The organism is Bradyrhizobium sp. 61, from assembly GCF_023073075.1.
In the GTDB taxonomy this organism is placed as follows: domain Bacteria; phylum Pseudomonadota; class Alphaproteobacteria; order Rhizobiales; family Xanthobacteraceae; genus Bradyrhizobium; species Bradyrhizobium barranii.
The window spans coordinates 94138-108324 of sequence record NZ_JADPIU010000088.1 but is presented as its reverse complement, the minus strand read 5'-3'; the positions used below and the strand labels follow the sequence as shown (position 1 = coordinate 108324).

Below are 14187 nucleotides of genomic sequence, written 5' to 3'. Positions count from 1 at the left end.
CCAGCAACAGGCCTTTCGCGCGACTAAATCACGATTCACGGCGAGATTTCCAGAAGGATCGCGGTCGCGTGGCTGGCACTGGGAACGTGGATGCCCGGGACAGGCCCGGGCATGACGGCCGCTCGTTTCCAAGCTTCAGCGCTTGACGTTAGCCGACGCCGAGACCGTGGGGTTTGTCTCGATGCTCTGCTGCCAATAGCGTTCGATCTGGTCGACCAGGGCAGGCGGAAGCGGAACGTAGTTCAGCGTCTCGGCCTGCGTCTTTCCGTTCTCCAGCGACCAGCGGATGAAGTCGATGGCCGCTGCCGATCGTTCCTCGGATTTCGGCGCTTTCGGCATCAGCACGAAGGTCGTGGCCGTGATGGGGTAGGCGTCTTCGCCGGGCGCGTTGGTGAGCACGAGGTGGAAATCCTTCTCCGCCTTCCAGTCCGCGCTCGAGGCCGCGGCCTGGAACGATGCGGCGTCGGGGACGACGAAATTGCCGGCGCTGTTCTGCACGACGCCAAATGAGATTCGGTCTAGCCGTTGCAGCGCGTAAGTGTATTCGAGATAGCCGATCGAACCGGGCACGAGGCTGACGAGCGAGGCGACGCCGTCATTGCCCTTGCCGCCGAGACCAAGCGGCCACTCGACCGAGGTGCCTTCGCCCACGCTCGTCTTCCACTGCGGGCTGACCTTCGAGAGGTAGTTCGACCAGTTGAACGACGTGCCGGATCCGTCGGTGCGATGAACCACCGTGATCGCAGTGTTCGGCAGTCTGATGTCGGGGTTGATCGCGCGAATGGCCGGATCGTTCCATGATCTCAGCTTGCCGAGATAGATGTCGGCGAGCATCTGGCCGGTGAAGCGGATCTGGCCGGGCTTGACCCCATCGATATTGACGACCGGCACGACGCCCCCGATCACGATCGGGAATTGCATCATGCCGAGCCTGTCCAGCTCCTTGGGATCAAGCGGCATGTCGCTTGCGCCGAAGTCGACGGCCTCTTTCTTGATCAGGCCGACGCCGATGCTCGAGCCGACCGCTTGATAGCTGACGGTATTGCCGGTCTTCGTCTTGTACGCGTCGATCCATTTCGCCATCACGGGCGAAACGAAGGTTGAGCCGGCTCCCTTGGTCTCGGCCGCCAAGCTTTGCGTGGCGACGAGCAGAGCGGCGAGGATGACGGGAAGTGCAATATGTTTTTTCATGTGCGCGACGCTAACAGGTAGGGCACGAGGCTGATGTGGGCTATGTCACAATAGCGTCGCGAGGCATTCGCGCTGGCCATTGCGCATCAATTACACCACACCGTTAGCGACCACCGCATCGTCCGATTGATGTAGATCAAGGTGGTCCAAGCGGGCCGGGCTCAGCCGTCCCGCGGAAAAGCGCCGGGGGTAGAGCACGCGCAAATTTCGGGAAAACTGCCTGTCAGACCGCCAAATCATGCCATTTCGCGACCGAATGGCGGCTTTATTCCCGCCTGGGATGCTTTAAGGAAGGGGCGGGATCGGGTCGCACCCGCCTGTTGGCGGTGCTAGACCCTTATGCAGGAACAATGGGGCCGGGCCGTCTGGCACGCCCGCAAGGATGAAGGATACGAGGCAATGATCAACACGGTTGGCATCATCGGGGCGGGGACCATGGGGAACGGCATCGCGCAGATTTGTGCCGCGGCCGGGCTCTCGGTCGTGATGGTCGACATCTCCGATGCGGCGGTGAACCGCGGGCTGTCGACCGTCGGCGGCAGCCTCGAGCGCCTGGTCAAGAAGGAGAAGATGTCGGCGGCCGATCGCGAGGCGGCTCTCAAGCGCATCACCGGCACCACCGACCGCGCGAAGCTCGCCGATTGCGACCTCGTCATCGAGGCCGCGACCGAGAACGAGGAGCTCAAGGTCAAGATCCTGAAGGACCTCTGCGCCACGCTGTCGCCGCGCACGCTGCTCGCGACCAACACCTCCTCGATCTCGATCACGAAGCTTGCCGCCGCAACCGATCGCCCCGATCGCTTCATCGGCATGCACTTCTTCAATCCGGTGCCGGTGATGGCGCTGCTGGAACTCATCCGCGGCCTGCAGACCTCCGACGACACCCACGCCAAGGCGCTGGATTTCGCCAAGCGGGTCGGCAAGGTGGCGATCACGGCCAAGAACAGCCCCGGCTTCGCCGTCAATCGCATCCTCTGCCCGATGATCAACGAGGCGATCTTTGCGCTCCAGGAAGGGATCGCGACCGCCGAGGAGATCGACGCCGGCATGAAGCTCGGCTGCAACCATCCGATCGGGCCGCTGGCGCTCGCCGATCTCGTCGGGCTCGACACCATGCTCTCGGTGATGGAGGTCTTCTATAAGGGCTTCAACGACCCCAAATATCGTCCGGCCCCCTTGCTCAAGGAAATGGTCGATGCCGGGCATCTCGGCCGCAAGACCGGCCAGGGCTTCTACACTTACGGTGCCTGATGGCGCCGGCGGCGGGTGCCCGGCATCCGCCGCCCGATCCCCGCAATTTGCGCTGCGACAAAGACGCCGCGCGCAATTGGCCCGACAATGTCGAACGGGCGGCCTGCGGGAACAAATGAACGGATAACGAAGGACATGTCGGATCGACTGAAGGCCGAGCGCGAGGCGGCGGCCGCGCGGCGGAACCTGCTGACCCAGGATGCGATCGAGCGCACCGGGATCACCGAGGAGATGATCGGGGAGCTCGTCACCCGCTTCTACGGACGCGTGCGCGAGGATGCGCTGCTGGGGCCGGTCTTTGCGATCGTGCAGAATTGGGACGAGCATCTCGCCAAACTTAGGGATTTCTGGTCGTCGGTCGTGCTGATGAGCGGCCGCTATCATGGTTCGCCGATGCGGGCGCATGTGCCACTCAGCCTGGTCGGCAATCATTTCGACCGCTGGCTCGATCTGTTCGAGCAGACCGCGCGCGAGGTCTGTCCGCCGCCGGCGGCCGCGCTCTTCATCGACAAGGCGCGTCGCATCGCCGACAGTTTTGAGATGGCGTCGGCGACCATCGCCGGCCGCATCGCTGCGCCGCGTCACGTGCTCCGGTCCTGACGACAGCAAATCTGCCTGCAAAACGTGCAGTTGTATCGCTTCGAGGTTGTGCTGCGCGGCCAATAAGGCGTTGCACCAATTCCGGCATCATCGGTCTGATCTGCAAAATCATCATGCCGATCGCGCGATGCGACGTTGCAATTGCAAATATGCGCTGGAACGCCTTCATTTGCGTTCAACCAAAGCGAGCAAAGACATATTGATGCGCTGCGGCACCAACTCTCCGCCTTTTTTTCGGCAGAGTTCCAGCGCCTGCTAGCGTGCATGTCGCGCGCATCGTTCAACACCACTCCCTCATCGTCCGAGAGCACCGCGGAGTCTGAAGTCGACGCGGGCATAGAACAGACGCGGCGAACGCTGCTGCTTGGCGCGCTCGCCACGACCGCCTGCCTTGGTTGTTCCACGCAGGCGCGCGCGGGCGAGGATCCGCCAGGCTCCGATGAACGTCCGCAGAAGGGTGATCTGCTCGTCTTCTCCGAAGGCGACCAGGAGGGAAAGATCATCACCGCGGCCGATCTCCCGGCCGGTGGACCGCCGGTTCACGCTTGGCCGAAGGATCCCAACACATCGGTGGTGCGCAGCGCATCGCGCCTCAACGAAATCCTGATCATCCGGCTCGATCCCGCCGAGCTCGACGAGAAGACCCGCGCGCGGGCCGTCGATGGCATCCTGGCCTATTCGGCGATCTGCTCGCATGCCGGCTGTCCCGTCACCGCCTGGGTCAAGAGCGATGTCGGCGACAAGGACGTGTTCAAGTGCATGTGTCACAACTCCGAATACGATCCCCGCGAGGGCGCGCAGGTCGTATTCGGGCCGGCGCCGCGGCGGCTTGCTGCGCTGCCGCTCGCGCTCGCTGACGGTTCGCTCAGCGTCGCCGGCAACTTCATCGGAAAGGTAGGTGGCGTGCAGCCAGGATGACGGACGTTGCGGGTTATGCCCGCGTCACGAGAGGCCGCATCCGCCGAGGGGCGGACGACGGGACGAACGACAAGAATTCAAAGCAAGAATTCAAACGGATGAAAAAGGGAACGTCCATGACCAGGAAGCAATGGTTACTGTCCGGCTTCGTCGCCTTCACGTGTCTTGCCTCGACCGCCGCCGGCGCCGGCCCGATCGAGAATTATTCTCCCGTCACCGCGCAGCGGCTGGAAAATCCGGAACCCAGCAACTGGATGCTCTATCGGCGCACCTATGACGGGCAGGGTTATAGCCCGCTCGACCAGATCAACACCTCGAACGTCAAGAATCTCACGCCGGTCTGGACGTTTGCCACCGGCGTGGTCGAAGGCCATGAGGCGCCGCCGATCGTCAACAACGGCGTGATGTTCGTGGCGACCCCGATGGGCCAGGTGATCGCGCTGAACGCGAAGACCGGCGACGAGTACTGGCGCTACAAGCGGCAGCTCCCCGACGATCTGTTCCAGCTGCATCCGACCAGTCGCGGTGTCGGCCTCTGGGAGGACAAGCTCTATCTCGCCACCACCGACGACCATGTCGTGGCACTCGACGCCAAGACCGGCAAGGTGGTGTGGGACACCAAGGTGCAGGATTACAAGAAGGGCCAGTACATGACCCTGATGCCGCTGATCATCGACGGCAAGGTCATCGTCGGCGGCTCCGGCGGCGAGTTCGGCGTGCGCGGCTATGTCGCCGCCTACGATGCCAAGGACGGCAAGGAGCTGTGGCGGACCTACACCATTCCGGGCGAAGGCGAACCCGGTCACGACACTTGGCAGGGCGACGACTGGAAGAACGGCGGCGGCTCGGCCTGGATGACCGGCAATTACGACAAGGAGACCAAGACGATCTATTGGGGCGTCGGCAATGCTGCGCCGTGGCCCGGTGAGATGCACCCCGGCGACAATCTCTACACCTCGTCGGTGCTCGCACTCGATCCCAGCAACGGCAAGATCAAGACCTATCACCAGTATCACCAGAACGATTCGTGGGACTGGGACGAGGTCGAAGCGCCGATGCTGATCGACCTGCAACGCAATGGGCGCAACATCAAAAGCCTGGTCCATCCCGGCCGCGACGCGATCTTCTGGGTGCTCGAGCGCACGCCGACCAAGATCAACTATGTCGCCGGCTGGCCGTTCGTCTCCACCGACGTCTGGAAGGGCATCGATGCCGAGACCGGACGGCCGATCGTCGATCCCGATCACAAGCCGGCCGTCGGCAAGCGCGTCGAGTTCTGTCCGTCGCTGTGGGGCGGCAAGGACTGGCCGTCGGCGGCCTACAGCCAGAAGACAGGCCTCGTCTACGTGCCCGCCAACGAGAATTTCTGCGGCGGCTTTACCGGCGAGAAGCTTCCGCTCAAGCCCGGCGAACTCTGGCTCGGCACCAAGCCGGAAGACATCGGCCTGAAGACCAAGCCCGGCGCGGATCATTTCGGCGAGCTCCAGGCCTGGGATCCCGTCACCGGCAAGAAGGTGTGGCAGCACAATTTCCCGAAGTCGCAGTTGTTCGGCTCGGTGACGGCGACCGCAGGCGATCTCGTCTTCGTCGGCGGCACCAACGACCGCAACTTCCGCGCCTTCAATGCCAAGACCGGCGAGCTGCTGTGGGAGCAGAAGACCAACTCCGGCATCATGGGCATGCCGTCGTCCTATGAGATCGACGGCACGCAATACATCGCGATCCAGTCGGGATGGGGCGTCGACGCGCAGCGCATCCAGGATGCGCTCGCGACCAACAATATCGGCATCGAATCCAATGTGCCGCAGGGCGGCGTGATCTGGGTGTTCGCGCTGAAGAAATAAGCTCCGCGGGCGAATCGAAGGAAGCGGAGCGTCAGGGGGCAAATGCGGCGGACGGCAACGTCCGCCGCATTTTGCGTGTGGGGTGCTCGCGCCACGAACCCGTCATGCCCGGGCTTGTCCCGGGCATCCACGTTCTTCGTGCCGCGGCAGAGGCCGTGGATGGCCGGGACAAGCCCGGCCATGACGGCTAGCGGCGGTTTGTGGGTGCAGGCGTTGAACCGCTACTTCCCCTGCCGATCAACCTTGTCCTTTTCCTTCTGGTTCATCTCCTGAACCTTCGGATCGGAGCTGGTCTGCCCGGTGGTCTGCGTGGTCGAAGGCGGCGGGGCGCCGACGTTGGGAAGCGAGTTCTGCTCCGGCGCGGTGGGGCGCGTGGCGGTGGTCGGCGGGGTGGTGTTGCTTTGAGCGAACGCAGCGGTGGTCGTCATGAAAAAGGCGCCCGACAGCAACGAGACTGCGAGCGCCTTTGAGATGTTGGTCATCGATCTGCTCCTGTCAGATCGATGGAAACGGCGCGAGGCCGCTCAATGTTCCGTCTTAAGCCTCCAATTGCTTGCCGAGCGGAAGGCTGCGGATACGCTTTCCGGTCGCGGCGAAGATCGCGTTCATCAGCGCGGGCGCGAACGGCGGAACACCGGGCTCGCCGACGCCGCTCGGCGGCGTGTCGGGTCCGGGCGGGACGATGTAGACGTTGGTGACAAGAGGAGATTCATCCATCCTGAGGACCTGGAAGTCGTCGAAGTTCTTCTGCTCCACCTTGCCGTCCTTGAAGGTGATCGCGCCGTATTTGGCGACGCTCAGCCCCATGATCGCCGCGCCCTCCATCTGCGAGGCGATGCGCTCGGGGTTGACATAGGTGCCGCAGTCGATCGCGGTGTCGACCCGCGGCACCGTCAGCTTGCCCTTCTCGTCGACGGCCACCTCGACGATGGTGGCGATGTAGCTGACGAAGCTGCGGTGCACGGCAATTCCGAGGCCGTGGCCTTTCGGCACCTGACGGCCCCATTCGCCCTTCTCGGCGACCAGTTCGACCACCTTGCGCAGGCGTGCGGTGTCGATCGGGTAGCTGTCATAGGGCTCGCCGTAGTTCCACATGTCCTTCACCGCCGGCTTGACGATGCGGGGACTGCCGATCAGCGCGAGCAGCGTCTCCTTCTGGTCGCGCCCGGTCGCCTGCGCGATCTCGCCTACCATCGACTGCACCGCAAAGGCCCGCGGGATGTTCGAGACCGAACGGAACCAGCCGATGCGGGTGAACGCCGCGGCTTCCGGGTTCTCGCAGGAGATGTTGGCGATCTCGAACGGCATGTCGACGAGGCCCATGCCGAGCTCGAAGGGCGCCTGGTGGTTTGCACCCGCGGCGAAGGTCGAGGCGATGCTCGGGGCCACGCTGCGGTGGCGCCAGGCAATCACCTTGCCGTTCTTGTCGAGCCCCGCCTCGATCCGCTCGACCGAGACGGTGTGCAGGAAGTCGTGACGGACGTCGTCCTCGCGCGTCCATTGCACCTTCACCGGCGCGCCGAGCTCCTTCGACAGCAGTGCGGCCTCGAGCGCGAAGTCGCATTTCGACTTGCGGCCGAAACCGCCGCCGAGCAGCGTGACATTCACCGTGACGTTGTCCTCGGGAATGCCGAGCGTCTTGGCGACGTCCTCGCGGGTGCCGCCGGGACTCTGCACCGGCGCCCAGATCTCCGCCTTGTCACCCTTGACGTCGGCGACCGCCACCGGCGGCTCCATGCTGACATGGGCGAGGTGCGGCAGATAGTATTCGCCGACGACGACCTTGTCGGCGCTCTTCAGCGCAGCGTCTGCGTCACCCTCCTGGCGTACGACGAGGCCCGGTTTGCGCGAGGCTTCCTCGAGCTCCTTGCGATAGGCGACCGAGTCGTATTTGCCGTTGGCGCCGTCGTCCCAGGTCAGCTTCAGCGCGTCGCGGCCCTTGATCGCCGCGCCGGTGTTGCGCGCGATCACCGCGACGCCGCCGAGCGGCTGGAATTTCGACGGCCACGGCCAGCCGCGCACCTGCATCACCTTCTCGACGCCGGGGACCTTCAGCGCCGCGTCCGGATCGAACGAGACCAGCTTGCCGCCGGTCACCGGCGGGCGCGCGATGACCGCATATTTCATGCCTGGCAGGCGTACGTCGGCGCCGTAGCGCGCCTTGCCGGTGGTGATGTCGTGGAGATCGACGATGCTGATCTGGCCCTTGCCGAGATAACGGAAGTCCTTGGGGTCCTTCAGCTTGAGGCCTTCGATGTTCGGCACCGATTCCTTGGCTGCGTCCGCGGCGAGTTCGCCGAAGCCGAGCTTGCGGCCGCTGGCGCTGTGGACGACCTCGTGATTGACGGCCTTGACCTCGGTCGCCGGCACGCCCCAGCGCTTGGCTGCGGCCTGCTCCAGCATGGTGCGGGCGGAGGCGCCGATCTGGCGCATCGGGATCAGATAATGCCGCGTGCTGCGGGAGCCGTCGGTGTCCTGGTTGCCGAACTTGACCTCGTCGCCATGGGCCTGCTGCACCTTCACCCTGGACCAGTCAGCCTCCATCTCCTCGGCAACGATCAGCGGCAGGCTGGTGCGCACGCCGGTGCCCATTTCGGCACGATGGGCGAGGATGGTGACGGTGCCGTCGGGAGCAACGGCAACGAAGACGCGCGGATCGACCACGACGCCGTGCGGCATCTTGCCGGCGCCGGTCTCATAGGCAAACGCCTGGCGCGACATCACGGGTGCGGCGAGCACGAAGCCGCCAGTGATGCCGAGCCCCTTCAGGATGCTGCGGCGCGAGACCTTCTCGACCCGAATGTTCTTCTCGAAGCCACGAAGCTTCCCGGGTTTATCGATGAAATTCATGTCACACTCCCGTCGATGCGAGATGGACTGCGTTCTCGATGCGCTGGTAGCAGCCGCAACGGCAGATGTTGCCGGCCATCGCTTCGCGGATCTGGTCGTGTGACGGCTTGGGATTCTCCATCAGCAGCGCTGCGGCCTGCATGATCTGGCCAGCCTGGCAGAAGCCGCATTGGGGCACGTTGACCTGGCGCCAGGCCTTCTGGACGGGGTGGTCGCCGTTCGGATGCAGCCCTTCGATGGTGGTCACCTCGCGCCCGGCGACGTCGTTGATCGACGTGATGCAGGAACGCACGGCCTCCTTGTCGACGATGACGGTGCAGGCGCCGCACAGGGCCTGGCCGCAGCCGAACTTGGTGCCGGTCAGCCCGGCCTCGTCACGCAGGAACCAGAGTAGCGGGAGATCCGGGTCGCCGTCCCAGCTCTGTTCCTGGCCGTTGATCTTCACCTTGATCATGATGGTCCCTCGCTCTTCATAAGCATGTCGATTGAACATTGCCGACACAGGTCGGCGCACTGCCCGTTTCGTCGTGTCGCCGCATCCGGCTTGTTCTCCTGCGCGGGCAGATCCCGGCAGCAAGCAGGAATGCGAATCGTGATGTCCGGATGTGCTCGATACCTCCCGTCTTATTCTTGATTGATTGAATTCGCGCGGCATCGTGACGACGCAATCGTAGCAGAGACCGCGCCGGCCCGGCGTTCACAGCCGGGTGTTGTTGAAGGGAAAAGTTGCAACGAAGGTTTGTCAAAAGCAGGGCGCGGCATCACGCCCCTGCGCCTGCGAAATGTGCACGACGAAAAAAGCTTCGTCCGGCAGAGACTGCGCGGACGAAGCAGGATGCCTCAGTCGAGGGAGGGAGAACGCAGCGGCGCGGACTTCGAGGGGGAAGTGGGCGGCACTGCGCAGTCATTCAGAGACCAGGACTGAGGAGCTCATCTGAGGAGCTCATGGCGCTCGCGTCTGCCTCGTGCGATGCGGCGGCATCGCAGCGATTTGGTCGAGGGCCGGACCGTCCGGCTCGCTGGCGATGGTCGGGGCCAGCGAGCGGACGGGCACGGCGAGGGTCTGGCGGGCCTGTTCAGGCGGCCTTGTCAGGCAGCCTTGTCAGGCAGCCTTGGCTTTCGCCACGTGGGTCGCGATCGCGTCCATCAGCGCCGGCGACAGGCAGTCATAGGGCTCGAGCCCGATTTCCTTCAGCCGCGAGCGGATGCCTGCCATCTGTTCCGGCTTCACGCCGGATTCGATCACGGAGGAGACGAAGGCAGCGAATTGCGGCGCCTGCGAGCCCTGCTCCTGGAACAGCTCGGGATGGATGAAGTCGAGGCCGTAGAACGGATGGCCCTTGTTCTCGATGCGGCCGTACATGTGCGTGCCGCAGGCCTTGCAGGCGTGGCGCTGGATCACCGCCGAGGGATCGACGATCTGGAGCTTGTCGCCGTTCTCGGTCACGCTGACGTTCTGGCGTGGCACCACGGCGACCACCGAGAAGTTCGCGCCTTGCGGCTTCCAGCACTTGGTGCAGCCGCAGGCGTGGTTGTGGGCGACGTCGCCCTTCACGGCGACCTTGACCGGGTGGTCCGTGCATTTGCAGACCAGCGTGCCGCCGGCAAAGCTGCCGCTGCCCTGTTTGACGCCGTTATCGATCGAGGGATGGAGTGCAACAGTCATGGGTCGATCCTCCTTGGGTGTGACGCTTTCGAGCTAGAACACGACGACTGAACGGATGGATTTGCCCTCGTGCATGAGGTCAAAGCCCTTGTTGATCTCCTCGAGCTTGAGCACGTGGGTGATCATCGGATCGATCTGGATCTTTCCGTTCATGTACCAGTCGACGATCTTGGGCACGTCGGTGCGGCCGCGTGCGCCGCCGAAGGCCGTGCCGCGCCAGTTGCGCCCGGTGACGAGCTGGAACGGGCGGGTGGCGATCTCCTTGCCGGATTCGGCAACGCCGATGATGATCGAGGTGCCCCAGCCGCGATGGCAGGCTTCCAGCGCTTGGCGCATCACGGTGGTGTTGCCGGTGCAATCGAAGGTGTAGTCGGCACCACCGTCGGTCAGGTTGACCAGATGCGCGACGATGTCGCCGGTGATCTTCTTGGGGTTGACGAACTCGGTCATGCCGAACCGGCGGCCCCAATCCTCCTTGGAGTCGTTGATGTCGACGCCGATGATCTTGTCGGCGCCGGCCATCTTGGCGCCCTGGATCACGTTGAGGCCGATGCCGCCGAGGCCGAACACGACCACGTTGGAGCCCGGCGTGACCTTCGCGGTGTTGACGACGGCGCCGACGCCGGTGGTGACGCCGCAGCCGATGTAGCAGCTCTTGTCGAACGGCGCGTCCTCACGGATCTTGGCGACGGCGATCTCCGGCAGCACGGTGAAGTTCGAGAAGGTCGAGCAGCCCATGTAGTGGTAGACCGGCTTGCCCTTGTAGGAGAAGCGGCTGGTGCCATCAGGCATCACGCCCTTGCCCTGCGTCGCGCGAATCGCGGTGCAGAGATTGGTCTTCTGGCTCAGGCAGCTTTTGCACTGCCGGCACTCCGGCGTGTAGAGCGGGATGACGTGGTCGCCCGGTTTCACCGAGGTCACGCCCGGTCCGATCTCGCGGATGATACCGGCGCCCTCATGACCCAGGATCGACGGGAAGATTCCTTCGCTGTCGAAGCCGTCGAGCGTGTAGGCGTCGGTATGGCAGATGCCCGTCGCCTTGATCTCGACCAGGACTTCGCCGGCCTTCGGTCCTTCCAGATCGACTTCGACGATCTCGAGTGGTTTCTTGGCTTCGAAAGCAACGGCGGCACGTGTCTTCATCGTAAACTCCTCAAATTCTCGCAGGACGCCACGAGGTGGTATCGGTCCTGGTAACCTTCATTTCTTGCCCATGCAGGCGTCTTCCGCCTTGGTGTAGGTCTCGTTCTTCTCATCCTTCTTGGAGGGACGTTGACGGCCCCACGCCTCGTCGGAGCGGGCGCGCAGATAGACGTAGAGATCGTCCATGTAGCAGGCGACGTTCGGGTTGTCGCCGAAGGCAGGCATGACGTTCTCCTGCGCGGTCGAGATGTTCTTGCGACCGGAGGCGACGACGCCGAGGAAGTCGCCGTAGCTCATGGTCTTGACCGAATCCTTCAACGCCGGTGCGTAGGTGGATCCCATGCCGTCGGGGCCATGGCAGACGTGGCAGTCGGAGTGATAGCGGCGATATCCGGAATAGGTGAACCAGTCCACGGTGCCGTCGGCCGAAATCTTGTAGGTCGGGTTTCCTTCCTTATCGAGCCACTTTCCGTCGTCTTCCTTCTTGACGGCAGTCGGGTCGCCCGGACCGTCCGCAACGGCAATTCCCCCCGAGGTCACGAAGATGGTCGCAGCGATGACAAAGCAGATTTTACGCAAGAGATGATCCTCGAAGGCGTTCGGTGGAGACGAGCCGGCGCGTGGAGTTGATCCACGCGCCGGAGCGACACGAAGGTGAGGCTAGTTCGCCGCTGGCAGCGAGAACACGGTCAGCGTACCGCCGAGTGCCGTGTAGTTGCTGAGAGCCGCGTAGCCACCGACTGCGCCGAGACCGGCGGTCGGATCGGTCAGACCAGCTGCCAGACCGATGCCGGCCCAGCCGCCCACGCCGGAGAGCACTGCGACATACTGCTTGCCGCCGTTCTCATAGGTGGTGACGTTGCCGATGATGCCGGAGGGAGTCTTGAACTTGTAGAGCTCCTTACCGGTCTTGGCGTCGACCGCCTTCAGGTAGCCTTCGAGCGTGCCGTAGAACACCACGCCGCCGGCGGTTGCGAGCGCACCCGACCAGACCGAGAACTGCTCCTTGTTCGACCAGACGATCTTGCCGGTCTTGCCGTCCCAGGCGATGAAATTACCCATATGGGTTTCACCCTGCGGCGGATACATCGAGAGCGTCGCACCCACATAGGGCTGGCCCGCGGTGTAGCTCACCTTGAACGGCTCGTAGTCCATGCAGACGTGGTTGGTCGGAACGTAGAACAGCTGCGTGTCCGGCGAGTAGGCTGCCGGCTGCTCGTCCTTGGTACCGAGCGCGGCCGGGCAGATGCCCTTGGTGTTGTGATCCTCGCCGCCCTTTTCAGTCGAGGCCGCGTCGAGAACCTTCGGGCGGCCATAGGTCGGTGAGTTCTTGTCCATGTCGACGCCGGAGGTCCAGTTCACCTTCGGGTCGTATTTCTCGGCGACCAGCAGTTCGCCGGTGACACGATCCATCGTGTAGGCGAGGCCGTTGCGGTCGAAATGGGTCAGCAGCTTGCGCGGTTGGCCGTTGATCGACTGATCCGAGAGGATCATTTCGTTGACGCCGTCATAATCCCACTCATCGTGCGGCGTCATCTGGTAGACCCACTTGGCCACGCCGGTGTCGGCATTGCGGGCCCAGATCGTCATCGACCATTTGTTGTCGCCTGGACGTTGCTTCGGGTTCCAGGTCGAGGGATTGCCTGATCCGTAATAGATCAGGTTCAGCTCAGGATCAAAGGAGATCCAGCCCCAGGTGGCGCCGCCGCCAATCTTCCACTGATCGCCCTGCCAGGTCTTGAGGCTGGAGTCCTTGCCGACCGGCTTGCCGAGAGCGGTGGTCTTCTCGGCATCGACCAAGATTTGATCATCAGGCCCTCCCGAGTAACCGCGCCAAGCCAACTTGCCCGTTTTGAGATCGTAAGCCGTCATGTGAGCCTGGACGCCAAACTCGCCACCGGAAATGCCAACCAGGACCTTGTCCTTGACGACGAGCGCCGCAGAGGTTCCGGTCTCGCCCTTAGTGGGATCGCCGTTCTTCACAGACCAGGCGACCTGGCCGGTCTTGGCGTCGAGCGCAACCAGTGTGGTGTCAGCCTGATGCAGGATGATCTTGCCGTCGCCGTAAGACAGGCCGCGGTTGACCGTGTCGCAGCACATCACCGGGATGACGTTCGGATCCTGCTTCGGCTCGTACTTCCAGATGATCTTGTTCTCGTTGGAAAGGTCAAGAGCATAGACCTTGTTCGGGAACGGTGTATGGACGTACATCACGTTGCCGATGATCAGCGGGCCGCCTTCGTGGCCGCGCAGCACGCCGGTGGAGAAGGTCCAGGCGACCTGGAGCTTGCCTACGTTTTGTGCGTTGATCTGGTTCAGCTTGGAATAGCGGGTATTGGCGTAGTCGCCCGCCGGCATGACCCAGTCTTTGGGATTCTGCGACATCTTGATCAGCTCGTCATTGGCTGACGCGCTGCCGACGGCGAGCATCGCCGCGGAGCCAAGATAGGTCGCCATTAGCACCTTGCGCATAGTCATTCCTCCGTTGGTCTCGTTTATTGTTTCCGAAGCATTGCTTAATCACCGGGCTTCTCGTCCGGCGTCTGCTCGTGCAGGGCGGTCACGTTTGGGACCAGAAACGATGCTGTGCTGTTTCCTCCTCCGGATGAGAGCTACGGGTCCACGTGCAGGAGAGGCCCGTTTTTGTTGTTCCTGCCGCAATCCCTAACGACTTCGTCATCGGGAAACTTGCCCAAGAGGGAAGCCGGTTTGCTTGACAGCGCA

Annotated in this window: 12 protein-coding genes; 4 read left to right on the top strand and 8 right to left on the bottom strand. The window is 63.4% G+C overall.

Going from position 1 to position 14187, the window contains the following annotated elements; all coding sequences use genetic code 11:
- Positions 1 to 135: 135 nt before the first annotated feature.
- Positions 136 to 1191 carry a phosphate ABC transporter substrate-binding protein PstS gene (gene pstS / locus IVB46_RS37085; protein ID WP_247303483.1) on the bottom strand — a complete coding sequence of 352 codons (1056 nt, stop codon included), beginning with the start codon at positions 1189 to 1191 and terminating at the stop codon, positions 136 to 138.
- A gap of 339 nt (positions 1192 to 1530) precedes the next feature.
- Between pstS and IVB46_RS37080 the strand changes: the two genes are divergently transcribed.
- The 4 genes from IVB46_RS37080 (at position 1531) to IVB46_RS37065 (ending at position 5804) form a co-directional block, all read left to right on the top strand.
- Positions 1531 to 2442 (top strand): 3-hydroxybutyryl-CoA dehydrogenase, encoded by a 912-nt coding sequence (locus tag IVB46_RS37080; protein WP_155257984.1) that lies wholly within the window; start codon positions 1531 to 1533, stop codon positions 2440 to 2442.
- Between the two features lie 135 nt (positions 2443 to 2577).
- Positions 2578 to 3042, top strand: coding sequence for a group III truncated hemoglobin (locus tag IVB46_RS37075; protein ID WP_247303480.1), 465 nt, complete (start codon positions 2578 to 2580; stop codon positions 3040 to 3042).
- A gap of 264 nt (positions 3043 to 3306) precedes the next feature.
- Positions 3307 to 3960, top strand: coding sequence for a Rieske (2Fe-2S) protein (locus IVB46_RS37070; RefSeq protein ID WP_247303477.1), 654 nt, complete (start codon positions 3307 to 3309; stop codon positions 3958 to 3960).
- A 116-nt stretch (positions 3961 to 4076) separates the two neighbouring features.
- Positions 4077 to 5804 (top strand): methanol/ethanol family PQQ-dependent dehydrogenase, encoded by a 1728-nt coding sequence (locus IVB46_RS37065; RefSeq protein ID WP_247303474.1) that lies wholly within the window; start codon positions 4077 to 4079, stop codon positions 5802 to 5804.
- 221 nt (positions 5805 to 6025) lie between these two features.
- On the opposite strand, the gene IVB46_RS37060 is transcribed toward IVB46_RS37065, so the two are convergent.
- From IVB46_RS37060 to xoxF5, 7 genes are all read right to left on the bottom strand, one after another.
- Positions 6026 to 6286 carry a hypothetical protein gene (locus IVB46_RS37060; RefSeq protein WP_085405658.1) on the bottom strand — a complete coding sequence of 87 codons (261 nt, stop codon included), beginning with the start codon at positions 6284 to 6286 and terminating at the stop codon, positions 6026 to 6028.
- A gap of 55 nt (positions 6287 to 6341) precedes the next feature.
- Positions 6342 to 8654 (bottom strand): molybdopterin cofactor-binding domain-containing protein, encoded by a 2313-nt coding sequence (locus IVB46_RS37055; RefSeq protein ID WP_247303473.1) that lies wholly within the window; start codon positions 8652 to 8654, stop codon positions 6342 to 6344.
- Position 8655: 1 nt separating this feature from the next.
- Positions 8656 to 9108, bottom strand: a complete 453-nt coding sequence (locus IVB46_RS37050) for a (2Fe-2S)-binding protein (RefSeq protein ID WP_014493612.1) — start codon at positions 9106 to 9108, stop codon at positions 8656 to 8658.
- Positions 9109 to 9756: 648 nt separating this feature from the next.
- Positions 9757 to 10320 (bottom strand): S-(hydroxymethyl)glutathione synthase, encoded by a 564-nt coding sequence (gene gfa / locus IVB46_RS37045; protein WP_063981977.1) that lies wholly within the window; start codon positions 10318 to 10320, stop codon positions 9757 to 9759.
- Positions 10321 to 10353: 33 nt separating this feature from the next.
- Entirely contained in the window at positions 10354 to 11463 is a 1110-nt protein-coding gene (locus tag IVB46_RS37040) for an S-(hydroxymethyl)glutathione dehydrogenase/class III alcohol dehydrogenase (protein ID WP_014493614.1), read from the bottom strand.
- 57 nt (positions 11464 to 11520) lie between these two features.
- A complete protein-coding gene (locus tag IVB46_RS37035; protein WP_135216089.1) occupies positions 11521 to 12003 on the bottom strand; it encodes a c-type cytochrome, methanol metabolism-related in 483 nt (160 codons plus the stop codon).
- A 120-nt stretch (positions 12004 to 12123) separates the two neighbouring features.
- Positions 12124 to 13935 carry a lanthanide-dependent methanol dehydrogenase XoxF5 gene (xoxF5, locus tag IVB46_RS37030; RefSeq protein WP_063981978.1) on the bottom strand — a complete coding sequence of 604 codons (1812 nt, stop codon included), beginning with the start codon at positions 13933 to 13935 and terminating at the stop codon, positions 12124 to 12126.
- Positions 13936 to 14187: the final 252 nt, after the last annotated feature.

Excerpts from the sequence above, each read along its gene's own strand:
- pstS (WP_247303483.1), bottom strand. The coding sequence starts at position 1,191 with ATGAAAAAACATATTGCACTTCCCGTCATCCTCGCCGCTCTGCTCGTC.
- IVB46_RS37080 (WP_155257984.1), top strand. The coding sequence starts at position 1,531 with ATGCAGGAACAATGGGGCCGGGCCGTCTGGCACGCCCGCAAGGATGAA.
- IVB46_RS37075 (WP_247303480.1), top strand. The coding sequence starts at position 2,578 with ATGTCGGATCGACTGAAGGCCGAGCGCGAGGCGGCGGCCGCGCGGCGG.
- IVB46_RS37070 (WP_247303477.1), top strand. The coding sequence starts at position 3,307 with ATGTCGCGCGCATCGTTCAACACCACTCCCTCATCGTCCGAGAGCACC.
- IVB46_RS37065 (WP_247303474.1), top strand. The coding sequence starts at position 4,077 with ATGACCAGGAAGCAATGGTTACTGTCCGGCTTCGTCGCCTTCACGTGT.
- IVB46_RS37060 (WP_085405658.1), bottom strand. The coding sequence starts at position 6,286 with ATGACCAACATCTCAAAGGCGCTCGCAGTCTCGTTGCTGTCGGGCGCC.
- IVB46_RS37055 (WP_247303473.1), bottom strand. The coding sequence starts at position 8,654 with ATGAATTTCATCGATAAACCCGGGAAGCTTCGTGGCTTCGAGAAGAAC.
- IVB46_RS37050 (WP_014493612.1), bottom strand. The coding sequence starts at position 9,108 with ATGATCAAGGTGAAGATCAACGGCCAGGAACAGAGCTGGGACGGCGAC.
- gfa (WP_063981977.1), bottom strand. The coding sequence starts at position 10,320 with ATGACTGTTGCACTCCATCCCTCGATCGATAACGGCGTCAAACAGGGC.
- IVB46_RS37040 (WP_014493614.1), bottom strand. The coding sequence starts at position 11,463 with ATGAAGACACGTGCCGCCGTTGCTTTCGAAGCCAAGAAACCACTCGAG.
- xoxF5 (WP_063981978.1), bottom strand. The coding sequence starts at position 13,935 with ATGCGCAAGGTGCTAATGGCGACCTATCTTGGCTCCGCGGCGATGCTC.